This window comes from Bacteroides caecigallinarum, assembly GCF_021531075.1.
In the GTDB taxonomy this organism is placed as follows: domain Bacteria; phylum Bacteroidota; class Bacteroidia; order Bacteroidales; family Bacteroidaceae; genus Phocaeicola; species Phocaeicola caecigallinarum_B.
In genome coordinates, this window is record NZ_JADYTJ010000014.1 from 1 (window position 1) to 17,681 (window position 17,681).

A 17,681-nucleotide genomic window follows, 5' to 3' on the forward strand; every position below is an offset into this window, starting at 1 on the left:
CATTAATATTCGCTATAATGAATATTACAAATACAAATTTATATAATTATTTCAAACTATACTAACCTTACAAAGGTAAAAAACAGATGGAAAATCATTGTATTTTTCCCAATTTCTTCAAGCGGCTCCTTATTGCTCCCTGTGTACGTTCAAATATATCCGACAGCATACTGATGCTTTTACCTTCATCATACATGCGGCAAAGCAATCTGTCCGTTTCATCATCCCATAGGACATAGGCATTTCCATGTTCGGTTCTTTTCTGCTCCACAGTATAGGCTTTCGTCTTTTCAGATTTTAATATAGCTGAAGCTTCATTTTTTAATGGAGAAGCATTATAGCTCTGCCTGCAAGGGATAACACCCCTCACCCCACCCTTTGGATTAGGAACGTCACCCTTATATCTTGGGATAAGGTGCATATGCACATGGAATACGGACTGACCGGCAGCTTCATTCACATTAATACCAATATTATATCCATCGGGATGGAACCTTTCGTCTATTTTCTGTTTTACAAACTGAAGCATAACATTCATTGCTTCCCTCTCATGATTTGTCAGATCGAAATATGAAGCCACATGTCTCTTTGGAATAATCAACGCATGACCTGGAGATACGGGATAACCATCATAAAAAGCTACACACGTAGCCGTTTCACAAATAACCTCGACACGCCTTGCCAAACGACAGAACGGACACCCATTATTCTCCATTCTGGGTAGCTTATTAAAATGATTATACTGATACAACTCATAGCTGGAATTACACTCCAGACTTTTAAACGGAAGTTTCACATTACACTGATATGTATATTGCCTGTGAATAGCATGCAGTCTGAAACCCTCTTCCTTTAAATCCCTTCTTACAGCAAAGTAAGCAGTACCATCTGATTTAAGCAGATTCGTTACATTCATCATCACTTCAGCCTGTGCATACGGCTCCAGAACATTAAGTACATAATTGCAGATTATAGTATCAAATTTTCCTTCCGGAAAATCCGGTCTATAATAATAGTCATAACCTGTTATATCATAACCTTGCCTGTGTAATTCGTCGGTATCAAAGCCATATCCACAGCCAAAATCTAGTATTTTGCCTTTTAGCAGATTATTATCTTTAAGGAAACGTGTCGGCACAGATAAATTTGTACGTTTAATTGCCGTCAAGTAAGGATGATTTATTTTTTCCATAATATCAGTATTTCCAAGTTTCAAATCCCATATTTAGAGCTATCTGATTCATAGGAGTAAAAGTACGCTCAAAGACATTAAGAAATTCCATGTCACTCATATTTGCCAATTCATTTGCAGTATAACCCAGCGAAATAAAATCTTCAAGTATTTTCGATTTCTTATCTGATTTTATAAAAGTTTTAAGCCCGTGTAATTGCATTGAAGCCAATTTAGGAAGATATATATTCAAATCAGGCAACCGATTGCTTTTCGATGAATTAATACTCCCATCAGCAGGAATCAGATTCCAAAGCAAATCATGCGAAACAAAGCTCCACGGTATAAAATGATCAAGTTCATATTCATTTATATACAACTTCCGCCCTGTATAAATACAACTCACAGACCCCGAAAGCCTTATTATATCATTCCAATAATGATGTTGTGCAGCCAGACTATTTCTAACCTCTGGTCTAATCAACTTATTAGGTATAGCAGGAACATTCGGATTTCTTGCCTGAAGAAATAAAGTAAGATTCCAGTAGGCAAAATCCATCAACACTTTGTAATGTCTATGCAGAAAATCATCCCACTTAGGATTAAGATTGATATAGAATTCTTTCCCGTCCTTATGAATAGAATACAGACAATCATTCTCAAACATCTGCGAACGCCTCACCATTTCTCTGTCATCTGATGTATCAACCCACGGACGTAAAAACCTGTATGGAACATTCAAAGTTAATGTACGTAACATTTTTTTTACTAAAGGACTCTCATTATATGATTTTATACCTTCTATTACTGCATCTACTCCTGAATCAATAGGAATATTTATTTCCTTATGTAGCTGATTTACAATCCCATATAAAGAATCTGTTTTTCCGAACGATAGTTTAAAATAGTGTATAGGATACCAGGCATTGGCCACCATTCGCGTAACAATATCCCATACGTTTATATTTAAGTTTCCTGTCTTCGCATGAATCTGCATAATTGACAGGAACCAAAAATATTTATATGTGGCTACTGTATTATCGAATATTCTTCCTATTCGGTTGGTGGATAGTATGTTGTATTCTTTGATGTACATGATTTGTGATTAATAATATTACAATTGCAAACTTATAAAAAAATGTTATTATTTTAAGCTATAATCAGTATGTTATTAAATCAATAGCAGACCAGACCTATAATCATTTCAGGTCTAATCTGCTATCAATACCTTACCAAGTAATAACCTTATCAATTATAGCCTGTTGTTCACTGCTACTTCTCCTCAAGTAAATACGAGTTGTCTCAATACTCTCATGCCCCATCAGGTCGGCAAGTAAAGATATATCATTAAACTTCTCCAAAAAGTTTTTGGCAAATCGATGTCTGAAAGAATGAGGATAAACAACTTTTTCATTCATACCATATTTATTGGCATAATTCTTAAGCTGCTGAGATATACCACGGGTAGTTATTCTTTCGCCAAATCTATTCAAAAAAATATAACCAGAACTTCTTTTTTGTCCTTCCAGCCAAACTATAGCTTCTTGTTTAAGTAATTTAGGAATATATATCCTCCTAATCTTACCACCTTTAGTATAAATATCATAATACCCCAAATAAATATGTTCTACTTTCAATTGAATGAGTTCACTCACTCTTGCACCGGTAGCAGCCAAAAAACGAACGACAAAATACCATGTTAGATTATCTTCCATTTTCAGTTTCTTCTTTAAGAACTGATAATCTGCATTAGTAATTACATTTTCCAGATAAGAACGCTGTTGCACCTTAACAGATTTAAGACGAAGTTTTTGCTTGCCCATATATTCAAGATATTTGTTAATAGCTTGAATCCTAAGATTCACAGTTTTTGGTTTATAGGTATCTATCAAATAAGTCTTATAAACCAAAAGGTTTCGTTTGTTTAATTCTTTGTGCCTCTTGTAATACTCTCTAACGGCATACATATATGCTGCAACCGTATTTCTCGCCATATTTGCCTGTACGAGTAGCATTTCAAATGTTTCTTCTGTCATATAATTATTTTTTATTGGGAACGACATTGTTCCATATATAATATAATTCATTGAATTCCTATTATGAGAAGTTTATCGCTACAGGAGAAGTGAAGTGTATTGATGAGGAGATTCCGTTTGAAATACCTGTTACTTGGGAGTGGGTAAGATTGACTTATATAACTTATCTTATTGAAGATTGTCCCCATTCGACTGCGAAAGATGAAGGTAAAGGTTATCCTTTGGTAAGAACACCTAATATCGGCTTTGGACGTTTGTCCTTAAATTGTGTACACAGAGTATCAGAAACAGTTTATAATCAGCGAAACGTTCGTGCTGTTCCACAAACGAACGATTTAATATTTGCTCGTGAAGCTCCTGCTGGAAATATTGCAGTTATACAAGAAGGGGAAAAAGTGTGCCTGGGCCAAAGAACAGTGTTAATTAGACCCTTTACCCAATATATTCTTTCCGACTATTTGGCATATTATATACTTGCTCCATCTTCTCAGCAAAATCTTGTAGACAAATCTTCAGGAACGACAGTGCCACATGTCAATCTCTCCGATTTTAGACGATATCTAATAGCATTGCCTCCTATTAAAGAACAACATAATATAATTGATAAAATTTCAATGGTATTACCTTGGATTGAAAAGTATGGAGTTTTTTCAAACGAGTTACAGAATTTAAATATAGGTATTAATGATTTATTAAAAAAATCAATTCTCCAAGAGGCTATTCAAGGTAAGTTTGTACCACAGATTACAAAAGAAGGTACAGCTCAAGAGTTACTTGAACAGATACGGCAGGAAAAACAGAAACTTGTTAGAGAAGGCAAACTCAAAAAGTCTGTTTTAACAGATTCCGTTATCTTCAAAGGTGACGATAACAAGTATTATGAGCAGATAGGGAAAATGAGTTATTGTATTGATGAGGAAATACCTTTCGAAATTCCCCAATCTTGGATGTGGACAAGACTTTCTTATATTGCAAACATTTATACAGGTAACAGTATTAGTGAAAATGAAAAGAGATTAAAATTTACAGATGTTGTAGGACGTTATTATATTGGAACTAAAGATGTTGATTTTAACAACAATGTTGTGTACGATAATGGTGTTGCTATTCCCAAACAGTATGAACAAGATTTTAGAATTGCTCCCAACAATTCAATATTGATGTGTATTGAAGGTGGAAGTGCTGGAAGAAAAATTGCAGTGCTGAACCAAGATGTATGTTTTGGGAATAAATTATGTTGTTTCTCTCCGTTTGTAGCAATAGGCAAATTCATGTACTATTATTTACTGTCACCTTCGTTCTTTGAACTGTTTAATCAAAATAAAACAGGTATTATAGGTGGTGTAAGTATAGCAAAAGTAAAAGAGATATTGATACCCCTACCTCCAGTTAAAGAACAGCAACGCATTGTTGCACAAATAGAGAAACTATTTGAGCAACTGAAATAATTGTTCTATACGTTTAGCTATACGTTTCTGTTCTTCTATAGGAGGAATGCCTATTGGCAGATTGTAGAATAAATCTTTATTGAGGTGTGGAATTGCTGCACCTCTTTTTGAATTTCTCAACTCCTCTTTATAGAATAAGATGAAAGTCAAGATATATGGTTTCCAAATAGCAGAAGAGAGCCATAAATGCTTGAACGTACTCCCCATATATCCATTTTGTGGCACAGTGAATACTTCACCTGAATTTTCACCATCAACAAGAATAATATTATCTCCAGCATAGACAAATCTGCCTTTTTCTATAATGGTTGCAGATGATTTTCCACGTAGGAACTTTGCATCCAAGCAAATGCCCTTTCCGTTTCTCTTTTCACCGTCTATCAGTTGGCATATATCTTTCAAACGTAATATAGCCCAGCTGTTGGGATATTCAAAAGGAAGCTCAATTTCAACGATTTGTCCATTTAATCTCTCATAATACTTGTTATCGTCACCTTTGTAGATAACGGAATCTGTCAAAGCAGACTTCTTCAATTTACCTTCTTTAAAAAGTTTCAATTTCTCCAGTTGTATCTGTTCAAGTAATTCTTTTGCTGTTCTTTCCTCTGCTATTTGTGGAACTAACTTGCCTTGAATAGCCTCCTGCAGTATGGATTTTTTTAATAAGTATTGGATTTCTGTATTTAATTGATTTTGTTCTTCTTGTACTTTGGAATACCTTTCTACTAATGGTAAGGCCTCGGACAACTTTAACGAAATACATATCTGTTCCCTTAAAGATGGAATGGGTATCAACAATTTCCTAATAGTCTCCATCGACAGACTCGGCTGAGCTGTGGATTTCTTGATTGCATTTACTCCTTTTTGTCCGCAAGGACTCATTAATGCAAAAACGGCATAATCTAAAGAAATGCTATCATCAAATGGTTCTATTTTTGCGACATTAGGAGCTAAGTGGTTTTTTCTTTCGGCAGGAAAAATGCAAGTGTCACCTATGCCTGCACCAATAAATGTCATTAACAAACATTTTTTGTTCAAAGAACTTCTTTCTAACTGACTTGACAACATTTCAGAAATAGCTTCATTCTTGTTTTCCTCAAAAAATCCCATACGAACATTTTGAGCACGTACTATTGGAACTGGATTAGATGCTGATAGTGCTTCTTTGGTAAAAAACTTAGTGTATTCAAATCCAGCCAACTTTGTAACGAAAAAAATATTGCCAACTCGTTCCCACTTCCAACTTGCTGGAATCTCAAACGGAATCTCCTCATCAATACATTTAACCTCTCCCGTACCAAGAAACTTCTCATAATAGGAATTATCCTCACCACGGTAGATAATTGATTCATTTTTGTCTTTTTTTATTTTCTTTTCCTTAACTAACCTTGCTTTCTCCTCTCTAATACGTTCAAGGAGCACAGAGGCCGGCTCGTCATTAGGGTCTTGCGGTACAAGTTTTCCTTGTATCGCCCATTGAAGTATGCTGTTTTTTAATTGTTTTCCGTTCATTATTCGTAATCTTCTCCTTGTATTCCTAATTCTCCTTTGCTCATTGCATTTGCAATGTCTATTTTCAGTTTTTCGTCATAATCTTTACTTGTCATAAAGCTATTGACGATGCGCAGCAACAAGTCTTGGTCTATATTCGATGCTGCCACATGGTAAATGACAGCTTCCAATGTGCGCATACAGATACATGCGTGCCAATAGTAATTATTTTTGTGTAAGAAGTACGCACCCAAAGTCAGTGCAATACGCTTATTTCCATCATTAAAGAAGTGCCCGGAACAGAATCTATACATTAGATAGGTCAGTTTGTCGGCAAAGGTTGGATAGTATAAATCATTTTGCACAAAATCCAATGTCGCACGAATACCACCTTCATCACGCACTCCTTCAAAGCCTCCATCACTGGCATCAATCATTTTGCCATAGATGTTTAAAGCTTCATCGTAATCTATGTAAACAATTTCCTCACTCATCTTCTGACTGCTTTAAACGTTTAAGCACATCTTTGTTATCCGCTAAGATACGGTCAAAATCAATAGACTGGTCACCAATGAATCGTTCAAACTCTTCAGGGGTAACAGATTGCAGGTAATCTGCTATATTACCATGATACGCATCCCTGAAGCTGAAATCCCTTGAAGCCATTTTGGTTCTCGCATCATTCAGATAAGGCTTCTGCATTGGATGTTCAGCAAGTTCGTTTACAATACGCTCCACTTCGTCAATGGTAAGCAACCTGCAAGCGTTTTCTTTAAATCGTTCACAGATAGCTGCACCCACCCCGTTTTCAAAAGAAGAGATGACCAACAGAACCTCTGAATAAAGCGTATGTCGAACATTATCCTTAGAGTCAAGTTTCAAAATTTCTCTGTATTCTTTGGCATTCTCTTTAAAAACAGCTTTGTAGATGAAATCCGTAATCTGAGAATATTTATATGTCGGATGCCCATCCACATATTTATTAATGGCAGAGGTAAGATTTTTACGATAGTTTTCTTCTGTGATTGCAGCAGGAAGATAATTTACATCCCTGCGATTTATATATTTTGTTCCTCCACCAGTCTTTTCGTTGATAGTGGTAATCACAAGATCCAAGATAATACTACGGACCTTTTTAGCTTTCTCGCTCTCTGTAAGCAGCATACCTATATTCAAGAAAGAGCGGAAGTTAAACAATCCAAGTTGGGTTGTTTTGCTCGCCTCATTAATAAGGTGAGCAAATTCTAACTTAAACTCTTTCAGCTGTTTACCCTTACATAAAATATATCCATTATGTTTCAGCTCGTCAGAATTTGATTGCAGATAACGATCTATCGTAGATGTATCAACTTCATAAAAGTCGGCAACCATTTTTTTTGTAAAACGATATTCTCCCTCAAAGAGCATTCCTTCAATGTCAAGATGCTCCTGTACTTTACTGATAGCAAAACGGTTGTTAAGTACATTTTGCCTTTCTATGTTTGAGATGGTCAAATCTTTCATATCACTTTACAATAGTCAGTTACACGATTTTATGTCTATGCCGAGAATCTTTTGAATCTCAGAAAGCGTTTTGTCTATTTCATGCTCAAGTGCGGCACGTTTCTCAAAATACTGTTTGAGAAGTTCTGCCGGAGGCAAAATTTCCTCTTCTTCTTTTGGAAACTTACATTGGTCAAAATTGCAATCCAAGTCAAGCAACTGTTGAGCGGTAAATACACGACTTTTTTCTCCAACTTCATCACCGACAATTTCTTTTCTGTCATTCCACCATTCCTGAATAGGTAGAGTATGCTCCACTTTCATAGGTTTGGTTTTAGAAAAGTGTTTGTACCCTTCAGGCATATCAAGACGATAGAACCAAGTTTCTTTAGTTTTAAAACCTTCTGCACTACCCTCTGCTTCTTCATTGTTAAAGAAAAGAATGTTGGTAGCAATTGATGTGTAAGGAGAGAATATAGACCCTGGTAAACGAATAATCGTATGCAAATTAAAATTACGCAAAAGATTCTCTTTAAGTGCAAGTTTTGCTCCGTCAGTACCAAACAAAAAGCCGTCAGGAATAATCACACCACACCGACCACCAGCCTTAAGACGGTACATGATTAGCGCAATAAATAAATCAGCCGTTTCACTTGAACGGTAACGTAATGGAAAATTGCTCTTTACACTATCTTCCGTACTGCCTCCATACGGTGGATTCATACCAATAACATCTACTTTATCTGATTCTTTGAAGTCTGCGACATTAGTTCCAAGTGAGTCACAGTTTGTTATGTTAGGAGCTTCAATATCATGAAGTAATAAATTGGTTATACTCAACAGATAAGGTAACGGTTTCCATTCCTGACCAACAACGGCATTTTGTAACTTTTCGCCATCTTCAGCAGAACGTACACTCTTTGCCATATAATTTAAGGCAGAAGTAAGGAATCCACCTGTTCCACTGGTAAAATCTCCAAAAGTTTCACCCAATTTAGGATCAAGCATCATTACAATAAAATCTGTCAATGCACGGGGAGTATAGAACTCACCTGCGTTTCCGGCAGATTGTAGGTCTTTTAATATACCCTCATAAATATCTCCAAATGTGTGACGGTCTTCTGCATCATCAAATTCAATTTCATTTACTATATTAATGACCTGACGCAAAAGTGTTCCATTCTTCATATACTGGTTCAAGTCTGCGAATGTTTCCTGAACAATACTTTTTGCTCGCGGAGTATTAGCATCAACAGGAAGATTCTTCAATGCCGGAAACAACTTTTCATTGACAAATGAAAGAAGAGCATCTCCAGTCAATGCTTCACCGTCTTTCTCATCAATAGCCCAGTTTCGCCAACGTAAATATTCTGGAATGATAGACTTATAATTAGCATCTTTATATTCCCATGTTTCTTCTTGAGTGTCATAAACTTTCAAGAAAAACATCCAAGTCATTTGTTCTATTCTTTGTGCGTCACCATTAATACCTGCATCTTGGCGCATTATATTCTGGATTCGCTTAATTATATTATTTACTGCCATTTTTATGCTGATTTATATATTTGATATTCAAGTTCTTTTACAGCTTGCTCAAATGCGAGTTTACCGCCAAATAATTTTACAATCTTTGTTGGTTTGCCAATACTGTTGAATGGTGGTATTTCCAATATGTTTGCCTTTTCGAAATCGAGGATACCATTCTCCGCATATTTTTCAAGAAGAGCCTCCAATACTTCACGAGCCTTACCTTCATACTTTCCGAAGTAGTTACGTTTCTTTACATTGTTGGCCCTCTCTTTTCTTGTCAATGGAGGTTGATCAAATGCAACATGACAAATTACATCGAATATATCCGCATCCTTTAATGCAGGATTTGCTTCGCGTACTGCGTCTATCAGAATGGCATATTCTTTTAACTCATCCATAATAGCTTGTTTACGTTCTGCCTCAGTCCAAGTCTGTATAAAATCATCCAATGTCTGGTAATGACGTAATAATTGTTTTCTTGCAAACGATTGAACACTTTCTGTTCTCATAGTCTTTCCATCTTCACCCAAAACCGATACTATCTCATGGGCAATACGAATATCTTTACCATTGATGAGGTATTTTTCGCTGGAGGCAGAAACTGGAGTTGGCACCGGATCAACGTGTGGATATGGTTTAGGCTTTTTTCCACCTCCTTTAGGAGGTTCAGGATCGCCGTCAAACGCCGGATCTTTAAATTTTGCAGTTGCATTACGGAAATCAAGAATCTCCAGATGCCATTTTCCTTTATCCTTTCTAAGTCGAGTTCCACGTCCTATGATTTGCTTAAACTCAGTCATAGAACCGATTTCTTTATCTATAACTATTAGGCCACAAGTTTTACAGTCCACACCTGTTGAAAGAAGTTCAGATGTAGTTACAATGACAGGATAAGGTTCATCAACACTGATAAAGTTATCCAACTGCTTCTTACCCTCTTTATCTTCACCTACAATACGAGTTACATAATAAGGTGATTTTTTACACAAATCACTATTCATATTGATAAGTAAAGTACGCATCTCTGCAGCCTCCTCTATATCAGGGCAAAATACAATCGTTTTTGTCATACGACCAATATCATGCAACATCTGGGTAATTCTGTTTGCTACCACCTTACGCCTTAGCTTAATGGCAAGATCACGACCTATATTTTGCCTTTGATATAACTTTTGCTCTATTTCCTTACCTAATAAATCTATTTCACCTTCTTCAGGAGTCCATCCTTGCAAGTCAACATTAATGAAATCTGCAGTCACTCTATATGGAGCCAAAAAGCCATCATTAATACCCTGAAGAAGAGAGTATGTGTACACTGGTTCTCCGAAATAATCAAGATTATTCGCACCTTCATCTGCTTTAGGAGTAGCAGTCATACCGATTTGTGTAGCTGTTTTAAAATATTCCAGAACTTTACGCCATGCCGAGTCATCCTTTGCGCTTCCCCTATGACATTCGTCAACTATAATCAAATCAAAGAAGTTGGGTTGAACTTCCAGAAACGGATCAGGTTTACCTTCTTTCCCTACCAGTTGATGATATAATGCCATATACACCTCATACGAAGAATCAATCTTTTCTTCCCCATCGCCAACCGACGTTATTTTAGTCATAAACTTTTTGAATGGCTTAAAATCCTGAGCCATTGTTTGATCAATTAGAATATTACGGTCAGCAAGATAAAGAATTTTCTTCTTTGCTCCGCTTTTATGAAGTCGATGAATAATCTGAAATGCAGTAAAAGTTTTACCTGTGCCTGTAGCCATTACAACTAACACTCGTTGTTGTCCTTTTGCTATTGCTTCTACCGTACGGTCAACAGCTATACGCTGATAATACCTTGGTTCATGGCTATGGGCATCATAATAAAAAGGAGTTTCAATGATACTTAGTTCATCAGGAGTATAGTTTTTATATGCAAGGTAACGACTATAAAGCTCATCCTCTGTCGGGAAATCCTCTAATTTTATTGCGGTTTCTTTACCTGTTATAAAGTCATGTTCCAAGAAAGCATCGCCATTACAGGAATATGCAAACTTCAAGTCTAAAATCATAGCATAATCCATAGCTTGTTGTATACCTCCTCCTACAGCATGTTTGTTATCTTTAGCCTCAATAACTGCTATAGGTTTTCCTTTGTGATATAATAGATAATCAGCCTTTTTCCCTTCTGCCACAGAATGCTGATTACCTACAACAAGCACACGTCCATCAGTAAAATAGTATTCTTCACGCATATTTACACTTACCATCCACCCTTTCTTTTGAAGAGCAGGAGTGATGTACATAGTGCGTATTTCTTGTTCCTTAAGTTCTTTTTTATTTACATTCATGGCAATATGCGATTATGGTTTATAGCTACTCTTTAAATTTAAATAAAACAGTATTGCTACACACAGTTTTCCAGTATTCTGTTATTATACAAGGATTACTTTTTTTCAATTATTATCCTTGGATAAAATATTTTAAATACAAAGCAAATTTATATAATTATCGTTAGAATACAACTTCTGATAATAATAATTATTAGGAAGAATTGAATAAATCATTCTTTAACGGCCGGCAACTTTATTAACAATATCAATAAATATGCCTATAAAAAGGATTTTACAAAAGATCCTCTTACTATATTAATCTAACTAATACCTTTCCCTCAAATACCTCACCAAATCCTCATATTTATCATCCTTAGCAATAGTTTCAACTATCAATTCAGGATTAACCAAACGATATACCGTTTTATCCAGCAATTGGCCTTTCCAGGATTTTTCCATGTCATCATCTTTTTCCCCACTGAAACCGTTATCAAGCAGCTCTTTATTTTGAGATGGTACTACATGAATGTGAACAAATTTATCAGCTTTTATCTTTTCTGATGATTTATTGTCGATTATTTGCTCTGCCCACAAAGTCTGGCGCATTAACTGATAGTATGGCTCCTGAAAATAAATAGAATTTCTATACGGAATGATACTATCGTCTAACCCCAATTCATTTTCTTTACAACAGTCTATACATGATTTCAAAAATCGGGATGTAGTAATAAGATTGCTATAGCGTTTTAATCTTGTTATTCCCCTTGCCTCAGGTTGCATTGGCCTACCAGGGTCCGATTCTACAGATTTATCGTCCCTACTATACGACTCTGTATACTTCCATTCTATCATTATCAGAAGTTTCTTACCATCCTCTAATAACGCAAGCATAGCGGCATCTATAGAGGTACAATACTTGCCTCTGCTGGAACATTTTTCACTCAAATGATCTGTTGAGGAAACCACTTCGAAAGATATATATTGCGGATTTGTATCGCATCCCAGACGAAGCATTTCTACTATGTCTTTTCTACCGGTTATTGATTTGGCAATTTCAAGGGTCATTAACTTATCTTCTCTTATCGCAAACAGATGATTAAGACATGCCACCTGCGACGAAAGGACATGATTAGGAACACCATCCTGATCACCCCAAAATGCAATATGCTCTATCTTGAAATATTCTTTTACTTCGTTTCGGATGCCTTGATACAGGTTATAATCTTCTTTCCCTCCGGCTATACAAAATGAACGGCTACGTCCTTTATACCATCCTCCACCGGTAACGTCATCGGGAAATACATTATTATGCGAATCATTTAGAAGAATTTCATGGTGTTTACGCTGTTTTTCCCGATAATCATTATAATCCGAAATATCATCCGTGTTTTTCTCAAATGTGAATGATACGTTTACTGTTCCGGAAACAAATGCCATAGCTTCCGCCAGTTTTTCCTTATTTTCTGATATCAACGGATGGAGGCTATCAGTGAGGAATACTCCCTGTAGATGATGAATCTTTCCAATGCTTTCCTTCAAACATCTCACACCTCTATAATCTTTGGTTTTCGATTCAAAGTGGAAATTACCGTTCAGTATATCCGACATCATATTGGTATAATACAGAAGCTCGGATATTATACCAACTTTAGTGTTTCCTTTAGCCTTCAGTTCATAGATTTTCATGGTATCGTTTTCTATTTCCCACATATCGAGGAATGACGTAAGAGTCAGTCTGTTTACTTCGGCTACTTTGCCCTTAAAAAGTCCGATGGGCAATTGCTGATTTATAGTCTTTCCTTTTTTCTTTTGAAGCTCAATATATATACGTTCAAGTCTGGCTTCTGTATTCTGCGCACCTTCTATGCCTACCGCCTCATTCTTCGGACATGTCAACACTGCTCCTTCCAGCGAAGAAACATTTGCCTCTATAGCTGCATCATCCGGTATTTCCCAGGCATAATTCTGATAACACTTATTCAGACGATAGCAAAATTGTTTCTCTTTTGGGGAGCTACCAATATGGAAGCCATCCTGGAATTTTATAATTACTTTTTTTACTGAATAATCATTATTCTCCAACACTGACTTTATGCATAGTATCCATCCCTCGAATGCTGATGAATCTTCCTGCATATTACCGGACACAGATTCAGATTTCAAAACAACTTGAAGTATATCATCGAAAAAATTGAAATCTATATTTGATGGCAAATTACTGCCAATTATTTCTTTTATTTTCTCTTTATCCATAAGCCTGTGCTGGTTCAATTATTATTCATTTACCCACGTATCTATACCTACGTGCTTACTTGAACACTTTTTATAATCATAAGATTAGGTATCATGACTATACAGTCCGACATAACGTTTTCAGCAGTTCCTTATCTCCTGAAATCAATTTGTCTATTTCTATATGGGTGCACGCTTCATCTTTCAGCAGTCTTGCGGTAGAGGTACTGTCATCATCCGACACATCCCATGTGAGGAGTACGGTGTGTATCTTCAGAGTCTTTAGTTTCTTTACAAGCATTTCATGGTCGGCATCGCCGGTAATCAGAACCACGAAATCGAACTTTCTTATTGTGGCAAGCTCGTATGCTTCAAGGGCAAACCATACATCTACCCCTTTCTCTATTACAGTGATGTTACTGCCTCTCTGGACTTCCCTGAGATGCTTATAGTGGAATACCACATCGTTTTCGATAAGGGAATCTTCAAATTTTCTCTCACTGTAAAGGAGGTGTTTGCTGTTGGCATCATTCACCCTGTAGCGACCACGGAAATAATGACTCTCAGTGATATGACATTCCAAAGCACTGCAACGGCCTATCTTCGCTATTTCTCCTTTTATGAAGGTCATAAGGCTGGAGACATTAATGTTCATTGACATACTTTCCTCAAGTGCTTCGTTTATCTTGGCATAATATCCGCCGTCTATAAATAAACCTATTGACTGGTATCTGTCTATCATAATCAAAAATTATATTACTGGTTATTTTATTTAAGCCACTTTATTGATTTGGTTTCCACAAAATTAAATGTTATTGTTTAATTATCAGCATAAATGGGAAATATTATTTCTCAGAATCCGTGTCCGTGCTCACTAGCCTATAAACAAGGTATTTAAATCAAGAAAAGGATTAACAGTGAGTGTCAGAAGTTGAATTGTTGTTCTACAATCAGACTAATTTATCTTTTTTCTGTTGAATATCTTTTTCTCTCTGCTTTTGCTTGGAATTGTATGGATTCGCTATGGGATGCACTGCGAATATTGTGAAAGAGTAAAAAAACAAATGAATTAGGGACATTGGGGACAACTCTCTTATATGTACCTTTTTCTCACCGTAAAAGCTAAGGGGGAACATTGATAATCAAAGAGTTAAGAAAAAACAAAAAAAGGAGAGAGAGAAGTAATTGAGGGACAATGTCCCCAATTTTCTGACTACATCTACCAGCATCATCCCGAGGAGATAGAAGTCCATTTGTGGTGACAAAAGACAAAGATAGCTGAGACCTCCGGATATTCAGATTTAATAAAGAGGTAGAAAAATAAGTTTGTACCCAAATGTAGGAAAACACGCTTTTAGAGGCCATTTTATAAACCGTTTATTATCAAAGAATTACAGCGATTTTAAAAAGCAAACACGAAGAAAAAAGGTACATATAGAGAAAGTGTCCCCAGTGTCCCCAAATTGAGGTTTTCATGCTCATGAAAACCTCAATTTTCATCCCCGAAAATTCCGAAATAAAACGCGGGCAAGTTTGACCTGAAACTTGCCCGCGTTTCAGGTCAAACTTGCCCGCGTTTTTCTGATGCAAATTTTCTGCATTTTTATTTGGAAAATATTACAACAAGATATATCTTTGCCTGCATCATGCGGTATTGGCTAAAAAACATACCGCCAGATCTATTCATTTCATAAACAATAAAACAATGTCGAAGATGCAAAACAGCAGGTTTATGGATTAAAAAAACAAAATCATTCATTAAACTAAAAATCCGCTACTGTGGCTGCAAAAAAATGATGCGGCGGGGATTGCTGTGCTCTTTGACTTACGGGTTCATACCCTGATCTTCGACGGGGAAGAGAGGGTTCTTTTTTTAAGTTGACAAGGCTTCACACTCTTACCTTGTCAACTCGTCAACTAACCAACTAGTAACTAACTCAAAAATCACATTGTTTATGAAAAATGTATTATTACGCGTAAAACGCAATTTCGATTCTATCTCAAATAATTTTGCTCCTGAATATGCCGACTGCCATCTGGATGTGGAGATTTCCGCTTCCGAGGGGCTGATGGACGTGAAAGAAATGTCGGTTCGTATCTACTCTTCTTCTTACAGGTTTATGGGGGCCGGATGTATTGCCCACAATCCGGAAAGGATACTGAAGAAGGCTTCGTTCGTCCTGGCAAACGACGATTTGTGGGATGCCGGTACGTATCGTGCCTATATTTATCTGAACGGAAGTCCAAAGTGGTTCTGCGAAGTTAATCTGCCATCGTCATCGGACAGCGTGACACGGAAAACGATGAAAGCGATTGAAGAATATCACGAAGAGATGTTCTTTGCCGGTGAACTAGCCATGACGGGATGGTGGAACAAGCTGCACTGCGGACGTTTCAAGGAGCCTTTGGTACGCCTGCTGATTGACAGACTGTATGCATTCAGCAGCGATATGAAACTCAGGAAAACGGTGAAGGTGCCACATCTGCTGGTGACCGGCGAAGGCGAGACTTGTGGAGCCAAGGCTCTGGCTTCGATGATACTGGGTGGTTTCGTAACCGGTGACGATGTGACAATGAAATACAGTCTGTCGCTAGGAGAAATTACCACGGGTGCGTACGGATGGAAAAACATGGAGGAGAATGTGGCAAGGGCAAAGGCTGTGATAGTGGAAGTGCCGGAACTGAAATATAGTGCGCACACCATCAATATGGTAAACCTGATGGCCAGCATGATACGCTACGATGCTTTCAGAAACACGACTTTCATCCTGCACGGAAAGGATAAGGACATTGCCATGATGATGGAGAAATGTGTGCTGATGAACGGACTGTTCACAGAAGAAACTACTTTCAGATTGTCGACAGACAGGTCTGTGGGTACGAAATATGAGTATGACGAAGAGAATGAGGAGTTCATGAAACTGCTTGAGGGACTGGTGGACGATAAATACGGCAACAACCAGGACGAGCACGAAACTGTTGCGACACACGGAAAAGCTGAAAGGGAACTGGAAGCTATGGTGGGCCTGCAAAGGGTGAAGGATGATATGCGCGAGGCAAGGATGATGGCTATGTTCAACATGAAAAGGGCTGAGATGTGTCTGCAGACGGACAGCGAACAGAGAAACCACATGCTGTTTCTGGGTAATCCGGGTACGGGAAAGACTACAGTGGCAAAACTTGTGGGGGAAATGTATCACAACATGGGGCTGCTGAGTAAGGGGCATACAGTGGAAACTAACCGCTCGAAACTGGTGGGCGAATATATAGGAATGACAGAGAAGAAAACTCTGGAAGCTATAGAAGAGGCGCGTGGCGGGGTACTGTTCATTGACGAGGCTTACACTCTTATTTCGCATGAAAGTGATACCAAGGATTTCGGAAAGGAAATTCTGAATGCCCTGCTCACTGTACTGGCAGAGCCTCAACCGGATATGATTGTAATTCTGGCGGGATATGAGGACAAGATGATGGATATGATGAAAACGAATCCGGGACTGAAGGACCGTTTCCCGCTGACGTTCCGTTTCGACGACTATTCGGCAGAGGAATTGATGGAGATGGCTTGCCGCTCGCTGAAGGCCGGCAACTACAGGCTGACTGAAGATGCACACAAACGCCTGGCGGCTGTAATAGAAAAGGCTGCCGCACATCGCGACGAGTATTTCGGGAACGGGCGATGGGTGCACAACCTGATAAACCAGGGTATCATAAAAAGTATGGCACGGAGGGTGATGTCGTCTACTGCGGGCAGAAACATTGACATAAACCTTCTGTGCGACATACAGGAAGCGGACATTATGGAAGCGGAACGAAACTTCCTTGACCTGAAGACTGCCAGACTGTCTTCACCACGCCCTATCGGTTTCAGGGCGTGATGAAACCGGCAGAAAAGGTATTATATTTTCTGTTATGTACATCACAAAAAATTATCAATCTATTGAATATCAAAACATTACACTTTTACGTTGTACAT

At 37.5% G+C, this 17,681-nt stretch carries 12 protein-coding genes; 2 read left to right on the forward strand and 10 right to left on the reverse strand.

Translation table 11 applies throughout. The annotated features are described in order from the left end of the window. Positions 1-94: 94 nt before the first annotated feature. The 3 genes from I6E11_RS05625 to I6E11_RS05635 all read right to left on the reverse strand — a co-directional run bounded on the left by I6E11_RS05625 (position 95) and on the right by I6E11_RS05635 (position 3,207). Positions 95-1,192, reverse strand: coding sequence for an HIT family protein (locus I6E11_RS05625; protein WP_235336908.1), 1,098 nt, complete (start codon positions 1,190-1,192; stop codon positions 95-97). Between the two features lie 4 nt (positions 1,193-1,196). After that, positions 1,197-2,267, reverse strand: a complete 1,071-nt coding sequence (locus I6E11_RS05630) for an HNH endonuclease domain-containing protein (RefSeq protein ID WP_235336909.1) — start codon at positions 2,265-2,267, stop codon at positions 1,197-1,199. Positions 2,268-2,400: 133 nt separating this feature from the next. Further along, the gene (locus tag I6E11_RS05635; RefSeq protein WP_235336910.1) at positions 2,401-3,207 is read right to left on the reverse strand and encodes a tyrosine-type recombinase/integrase; all 807 of its coding nucleotides are present in this window, start codon (positions 3,205-3,207) and stop codon (positions 2,401-2,403) included. 50 nt (positions 3,208-3,257) lie between these two features. Between I6E11_RS05635 and I6E11_RS05640 the strand changes: the two genes are divergently transcribed. After that, positions 3,258-4,655: a restriction endonuclease subunit S gene (locus tag I6E11_RS05640; RefSeq protein ID WP_235336911.1), complete on the forward strand. Its 1,398-nt coding sequence runs from the start codon at positions 3,258-3,260 to the stop codon at positions 4,653-4,655. Here the strand turns inward: I6E11_RS05640 and I6E11_RS05645 are convergent. From I6E11_RS05645 to I6E11_RS05675, 7 genes are all read right to left on the reverse strand, one after another. Further along, entirely contained in the window at positions 4,635-6,167 is a 1,533-nt protein-coding gene (locus tag I6E11_RS05645) for a restriction endonuclease subunit S (RefSeq protein ID WP_235336912.1), read from the reverse strand. The two genes, I6E11_RS05640 and I6E11_RS05645, sit on opposite strands and share 21 nt — an antisense overlap. Next, the gene (locus I6E11_RS05650; protein WP_235336913.1) at positions 6,167-6,640 is read right to left on the reverse strand and encodes a Fic family protein; all 474 of its coding nucleotides are present in this window, start codon (positions 6,638-6,640) and stop codon (positions 6,167-6,169) included. Before I6E11_RS05650 ends, I6E11_RS05645 begins: the two co-directional genes overlap by 1 nt. Then, a complete protein-coding gene (locus I6E11_RS05655; protein WP_235336914.1) occupies positions 6,633-7,649 on the reverse strand; it encodes a DNA-binding protein in 1,017 nt (338 codons plus the stop codon). Before I6E11_RS05655 ends, I6E11_RS05650 begins: the two co-directional genes overlap by 8 nt. Before the next feature lie 15 nt (positions 7,650-7,664). Continuing rightward, entirely contained in the window at positions 7,665-9,173 is a 1,509-nt protein-coding gene (locus I6E11_RS05660) for a class I SAM-dependent DNA methyltransferase (protein WP_235336916.1), read from the reverse strand. Positions 9,174-9,175: 2 nt separating this feature from the next. Beyond that, positions 9,176-11,491 carry an EcoAI/FtnUII family type I restriction enzme subunit R gene (gene hsdR, locus I6E11_RS05665; protein WP_235336917.1) on the reverse strand — a complete coding sequence of 772 codons (2,316 nt, stop codon included), beginning with the start codon at positions 11,489-11,491 and terminating at the stop codon, positions 9,176-9,178. A gap of 306 nt (positions 11,492-11,797) precedes the next feature. Next, on the reverse strand, positions 11,798-13,726 hold the full coding sequence (locus tag I6E11_RS05670; protein ID WP_235336919.1) for a PGN_0703 family putative restriction endonuclease: 1,929 nt from the start codon (positions 13,724-13,726) through the stop codon (positions 11,798-11,800). A 97-nt stretch (positions 13,727-13,823) separates the two neighbouring features. Continuing rightward, a complete protein-coding gene (locus tag I6E11_RS05675) occupies positions 13,824-14,447 on the reverse strand; it encodes an NYN domain-containing protein (protein ID WP_235336921.1) in 624 nt (207 codons plus the stop codon). A 1,213-nt stretch (positions 14,448-15,660) separates the two neighbouring features. Here I6E11_RS05675 and I6E11_RS05680 point away from each other — a divergent pair. Next, positions 15,661-17,583: an AAA family ATPase gene (locus I6E11_RS05680; RefSeq protein ID WP_235336922.1), complete on the forward strand. Its 1,923-nt coding sequence runs from the start codon at positions 15,661-15,663 to the stop codon at positions 17,581-17,583. Positions 17,584-17,681 lie beyond the last annotated feature (98 nt).

Coding starts and splice junctions, on each gene's coding strand:
- I6E11_RS05680 (WP_235336922.1), top strand. CDS start 15,661: ATGAAAAATGTATTATTACGCGTAAAACGCAATTTCGATTCTATCTCA.
- hsdR (WP_235336917.1), bottom strand. CDS start 11,491: ATGAATGTAAATAAAAAAGAACTTAAGGAACAAGAAATACGCACTATG.
- I6E11_RS05625 (WP_235336908.1), bottom strand. CDS start 1,192: ATGGAAAAAATAAATCATCCTTACTTGACGGCAATTAAACGTACAAAT.
- I6E11_RS05660 (WP_235336916.1), bottom strand. CDS start 9,173: ATGGCAGTAAATAATATAATTAAGCGAATCCAGAATATAATGCGCCAA.
- I6E11_RS05635 (WP_235336910.1), bottom strand. CDS start 3,207: ATGACAGAAGAAACATTTGAAATGCTACTCGTACAGGCAAATATGGCG.
- I6E11_RS05670 (WP_235336919.1), bottom strand. CDS start 13,726: ATGGATAAAGAGAAAATAAAAGAAATAATTGGCAGTAATTTGCCATCA.
- I6E11_RS05655 (WP_235336914.1), bottom strand. CDS start 7,649: ATGAAAGATTTGACCATCTCAAACATAGAAAGGCAAAATGTACTTAAC.
- I6E11_RS05645 (WP_235336912.1), bottom strand. CDS start 6,167: ATGAACGGAAAACAATTAAAAAACAGCATACTTCAATGGGCGATACAA.
- I6E11_RS05675 (WP_235336921.1), bottom strand. CDS start 14,447: ATGATAGACAGATACCAGTCAATAGGTTTATTTATAGACGGCGGATAT.
- I6E11_RS05630 (WP_235336909.1), bottom strand. CDS start 2,267: ATGTACATCAAAGAATACAACATACTATCCACCAACCGAATAGGAAGA.
- I6E11_RS05650 (WP_235336913.1), bottom strand. CDS start 6,640: ATGAGTGAGGAAATTGTTTACATAGATTACGATGAAGCTTTAAACATC.